Origin of the sequence: Photobacterium satsumensis (assembly GCF_050336935.1) — a bacterium.
Lineage (GTDB): Bacteria > Pseudomonadota > Gammaproteobacteria > Enterobacterales > Vibrionaceae > Photobacterium > Photobacterium satsumensis.
In genome coordinates, this window is record NZ_JAKJSK010000010.1 from 235,368 (window position 1) to 240,749 (window position 5,382).

Here is a 5,382-nt window from a genome sequence, read left to right on the forward strand (position 1 = left end):
ACACTGCATTAAGCGACATTTTGCTGTTCAAAGTAAACTGGGCTTAGATACCCAAGGCACTGTGCTTTCTCTGCCGATTATAATCAACCTCAATGTACTCGAAGATCGTTTGGCGCATCTCGCCTCTGGCCGTGATCGGCTCGTATTGGATCGCTTCAACTTTCATTGAACGGAAAAAGCTTTCAACACAAGCATTATCCCTGCAGTTTCCTTTTCTGCTCATACTTTGCTTTAGGTTATAAGCAGTTATGAGGTCTTGATGGTTTTTCGAACAATACTGGCTACCTCGATCACTATGAACGATAACCGGCTCAGGGAATCCACGGTGGAACAGAGCCATCGACAATGCATCGCAGACCAGAGTCGCCGTCATCTTCGTATCCATAGACCAACCAATTACTTGTCGTGAGTAAAGTCAATGATGACAGCTAAGTACAGCCAGCCTTCGCTTGTGGCAACATACGTGATATTACCCACCATTTTTGATTCGTAGTAATTTACTTTAGATTTTTCGAGAAGTAGGTGGCGGCTTTTTTCGATACTTAGCTGCCGCTTTGACAATCCACTAATCAGGAATATGCTAAGAAAAGGTTGTGAGTTGGGCTACATCAACAGGACTCTCCTCAACAAAGTCGGCAAAATAGTCTTGATTAGACATAAAAATCGGAAACCTATAAACAGGTTTCCAATTGTCTCTTATCAGGTGATCCTAATCTGATCTACATTGCATGAAAGTGCTGGCATTTTGTAAATAGTATTTATTGATAATGAGTCGATCTTAACGAACTTATTGCAATTAATAGAACCAGTTTAATTATTGTATAGAGCTGTCAATAGTCATGTGGTCGGGTATGGTTCTGACTTTTTGGCTGAAACTGATATTTTATATCGATTGTTTTCATAAGGTCGGTTGTATAGTTGGTTATATTTTTACTTAAGTTACCAATGTCTAATTTAGATTATTAACTCTAATTATTTCTCCCTTGGTAACATTTCATTTTCATTGCATTAACGCCTCTATTTTTATTTCTTTGTTTTTCTTATTTTCACAGTAAATACTGATTTGTTTGTTTATAGAGGTTCTTGTTAATAATTTAATGCGTTATGTGAAGTGTGCTGATAAATATAAAAAGTATGTATTGGTATCATTGTTAACTATTTTTGGTGGTGATACGTTATGACCAATATTTTTATGGGATGAATGTGATGATTACCTTGCACAATCTGGTCAAGACGTATAATGCGGGTGGAATACCTGTAACGGCTATAGATGGTTTGAACCTAAAGGTTAATGAGGGAGAACTTGTTTGTATCTGGGGGAAGTCAGGGAGTGGAAAATCAACGTTACTTAATCTGCTCGGTTTAATTGACTCTCCAACATCAGGGACGATTACAATTGATGGTGTGAGTACCAATGAACTGACAAGTAATGAATGCAGTGAGTTTAGAAGCCGTAAGCTAGGGTATATATTTCAGAACTTCAATCTCATCCCTGTATTGAACTCCGTAGAAAATGTCATGCTTCCACTGTTGATCAAGGGCGAACCTGAAAGAAGTGCAAGAAAAAAAGCACGTGACATTCTTGAAGAAGTGGGGTTGGTAAATGAGTTACATCGACTGCCTGACAATATCAGTGGCGGCCAAAGGCAAAGAGTGGCAATTGCTCGTGCCTTAGTGAGTGAACCCAGTATTATATTAGCCGATGAGCCAACGGCTAACCTTGATTCGACAACATCGCTGGCTATTGTCGAGCTAATGAAGTCACTAAATCGTGAGCATGGCGTAACATTTATATTATCTACGCATGATCAGGACTTAGTGCAACATGCATCTAGAAATATTTATTTAAGAGATGGAAAAGTGTATCCATCTCCTATTGAGCAAGTCAGAAAAAAGCCAGAACATTCTCTCATCAGTGCATAGAAAATAGGTAGCGTAAATATGGCATTTAGTTTTATCACTAAAGTCAAAATGGCTTCACGCAATATTCTAAAGAACAAGCGTAGAAGTGTCGTGACTTTACTGAGTATTAGTATTGGATTTATAGCTTTAAGTTTATTTGAAGGATATTTTACCTACATTTATCGATCCTTAGAGCAAGAGGCAATAATAGGTGAACGACTAGGTCACCTGACTATTGTAAAAAAGGACTTTTACGAGAAAGGCTCGGTTGAACCCAAGAAGTACGTATTTGATAGTCAAGAGCTAGAAACGATGACTGAGCGCCTGAGCCTGGTTGATGGAATAAAGATGATCAGTCCCCGATTACATATTAATGGTCTTATCAGTAATGGTGATGTTTCCCATATATTTTTAAGTGAAGGGATCTTGGCTGAAGACCTATTACAGTTGAGAAAGGGAGATATTTATGAGGACGCGCCGGGTTACTTGGATCCAAAGGATGATCGGGGGGCTGTTCTGAGTAGCGGTTTAGCCAAAATGCTGGATGTCGAGCCTGACAATTATGCCTCACAAGATCTTGTCATTGTCGCCGCCACCATCGATGGCATGATGAGCGCCAGTGATGTCAATATCGCAGATCTGACCGATACTGGCAGTGTTGCGACCAACGACAAGTTCGTACTTATTCCATTGGATCTAGCAAGAGAGCTCTATGATGTTGAGGGGGCGGACCGGGTCATTATTTTGATGGAGACGCCTGAGCAGGCGGAAGCCGCAATGCCGAGTATTCTTGCACTGTTAGAGCAGTCGGGGTTGGACGTTGAGATCAAGGATTGGAAAGAGCTGTCAATGTACTACTCTCAAGTCAAAGGCTTGTTCGACATGATGCATTTGTTTATTAGCTTGGTTGTCGTGCTCGTTGTACTTTTCAGCGTGCTCAATACCATGGGGCAGGCGATTGTCGAGCGTACCCGTGAAATTGGCACCTTACGAGCGATTGGCATGAAAGAAAGAACCCTGACGGGATTATTCGTCTACGAAGGGATGCTACTGGTCGCGATAGGTAGTGTGGTCGGCTTTATCGCTACCTATATTATCGGCGGTGCCATCAATTATGCTGATATCCGTTATCTAGCACCCGATTCTTCGTCCGAAGTGAACTTAATTATTGATCTATTGATCGAGAATCTGATCTCTACGTCCATTGTGTTTATTGCCCTGGCGGCCTTTGCTTCCTATCTGCCTGCGAAAAAGGCAGCCAAGAAGCCGATAACGGAGGCTCTTGGCCATGTATAAATACTTACTATCCATGGTGCTATCAACAGTTGCAGTGATGCCTGCACAGGCAGAGCCACTAAGCCGTTTGACTAGCTATCAGGATGAATCGATTGTGACTGATCTCACGCCGCTGGAGTCAATCTCTCTGGATGCCGATGAATTACTGAAGAGAAGTGACATGGCCAGAGGGGGAAACATTGATGGTATTCGATTCAATGCGGAACTTACTTCTTACAAGGAAGGTGAAGAGGTCAATAGCTTTAGTATGCTTATCGAAGCAGCTGGCGATGATAATCTCGTTTCGTTTACCGCGCCAGCCCGATCCCGGGGGATCAGCATACTTGTCCGGTCAAGAAATATGTGGTTTCTGTCACCGACCACCAAGCGCCCCGTGCCGATTTCACCTAGGCAAAGGTTGCTGGGGGAGGCGAATAACGGTGATATCGCTACGACTAACTACAGCCGGGACTATGATGCTGTTGTGATTGGCGAGGCAAAGGTCAAAGGCATCGATAGTTATGTCTTGTGGCTGAACGCAAAAGAAAAAAATGTGACCTATCAACAGGTTAGGTATTATATTGCCAAGGATAGCCACCTTGCACTCAAGTCTGATTTCTTTACCGCCTCTGATAAGATGATCAAATATGCATTAATGAGTTATGGTAATACGATCACTTTGCCGGATTCGCAATTAAAGTTTATCGATGAAATGAAGGTATACGATGCGATCCGTCAAGACAGTATGACCATCATGAAGTATTTCGATATTGAGGCAAGGACAATACCGGCTTCACGCTTTGATCGACGGACATTGATGCAAGGGTAGCCAAAATATGAATCGATACCTTATGGCTCTAGGCTTGTTGTTGAGTACCCAGGCTGGGGCCATTGATTGGAAAAATGCTGTTTCCTATCGGGCCAATGTTGAAGCGTACACAACGAGATATGATCTAAATAATCATTCTTACTTCAATCCTGAAAATACAATCGGTGAATTACCCGACTATGAAAATACCATCTTGTTCAGAGGGTATATATTGGGAGAATTTGAGAGATTTACCGTTTCATTATCACCAAATATAAAGTACACCAAAAGTAAAGTTAACTCTTATTCTATTTCTGAGGACGAGATTTACTTACAGGAATATAATGTTAGCTATCTCCATGATAATTGGAAGTTCTCAATTTATCGTGAATTGGATTTTTGGGGACCGTCACTGTTCACCTCACCATCTAACCCTTTCTACGCAACGACGGATCAATCAAATCCATTTGTTGAGGAGCCGGCGTTAGACTTTATTAGGTTGGATGGTTATCATGGTGACAGTTTCTCCTCATCTTTGATTTACTCATATAATGAAGGGCGCACAGAAAACCTTATCCACCCATTTGAGAAGACGCTTAGTTTCAAAGTTGACTATATATCATACAGCTACTATGCCGGTGCGATAATTTCAAGGCAGGATAATACAAATCTATTTGGCATGTTCGGGCAATGGACCGTCTCTGATTCTGTTATGCTTTATACGGATATCGGAGTGAAGGATAGAAGTACAGCTTATATACCGGTAAGGAGTAGCAATGCGCTGGGCTATGACTTTGAGGTATCTAATTCGAATAAGCGCTTTTATACCGATGGCGTTATAGGTATATCTTATTCGACGATGGGAGGCTCGACTTATAATCTGGAGTACCGTTATAATCAAGAGGGTTATAATAAAAGTCAACTTGATACTTATTATGATTTGGCAAAATCCGCTGGAGGAAGTCTAGGATCAAGTAACCTGGGGGGGATGTCACAATATTTACTCTATATAGCATCTGATCCGGGAATGCGAACAATCGGCAGGAACTATATTTATGCGCAATACTTTAAACGAGATGTGATCCCTGATTTGAGCGTGAATTTTATTCTGGCTCACGACATCGATACACAAAGTAGTGAGTTAACTTCGGTCGTTAATTATTACTTAAATGATAATATTGGTGTTTCTGGGAATCTTATATTGACTCATGGTGATGATAACCGTAGTGAGTTTACTCGTTATATAGAAAATGTATTGTATCTTGGCGTTAAGTACTACTTCTAACTAATTGAATAACTATATTGAAGATTTCCTTTTTCGGGGGAGGTCTATTTAACTGCATCTAAAAACTGAATGACAGTTTTGAACACGGTATATAATTTAACAGGACGTTTAA

General features: G+C 41.0%; 4 protein-coding genes and 1 pseudogene. 4 read left to right on the top strand and 1 reads right to left on the bottom strand.

Annotated elements, in window-relative coordinates:
- Positions 1 to 8: 8 nt before the first annotated feature.
- Positions 9 to 477, bottom strand: a pseudogene (locus L4D79_RS21075) (IS3 family transposase); the annotation flags it as partial.
- Positions 478 to 1,206: 729 nt separating this feature from the next.
- On the opposite strand from L4D79_RS21075, the gene L4D79_RS21080 reads away from it, so the two are divergent.
- The 4 genes from L4D79_RS21080 to L4D79_RS21095 are packed head-to-tail and all read left to right on the top strand — an operon-like array spanning position 1,207 to position 5,270.
- Complete coding sequence (locus tag L4D79_RS21080) at positions 1,207 to 1,923, top strand: ABC transporter ATP-binding protein (RefSeq protein ID WP_428654029.1); 717 nt, start codon at positions 1,207 to 1,209, stop codon at positions 1,921 to 1,923.
- A gap of 18 nt (positions 1,924 to 1,941) precedes the next feature.
- Positions 1,942 to 3,198 carry an ABC transporter permease gene (locus L4D79_RS21085; protein ID WP_428654031.1) on the top strand — a complete coding sequence of 419 codons (1,257 nt, stop codon included), beginning with the start codon at positions 1,942 to 1,944 and terminating at the stop codon, positions 3,196 to 3,198.
- Entirely contained in the window at positions 3,191 to 4,006 is an 816-nt protein-coding gene (locus L4D79_RS21090) for an outer membrane lipoprotein-sorting protein (protein WP_428654033.1), read from the top strand. Before L4D79_RS21085 ends, L4D79_RS21090 begins: the two co-directional genes overlap by 8 nt.
- Before the next feature lie 7 nt (positions 4,007 to 4,013).
- Positions 4,014 to 5,270: a hypothetical protein gene (locus L4D79_RS21095; RefSeq protein WP_428654035.1), complete on the top strand. Its 1,257-nt coding sequence runs from the start codon at positions 4,014 to 4,016 to the stop codon at positions 5,268 to 5,270.
- Positions 5,271 to 5,382 lie beyond the last annotated feature (112 nt).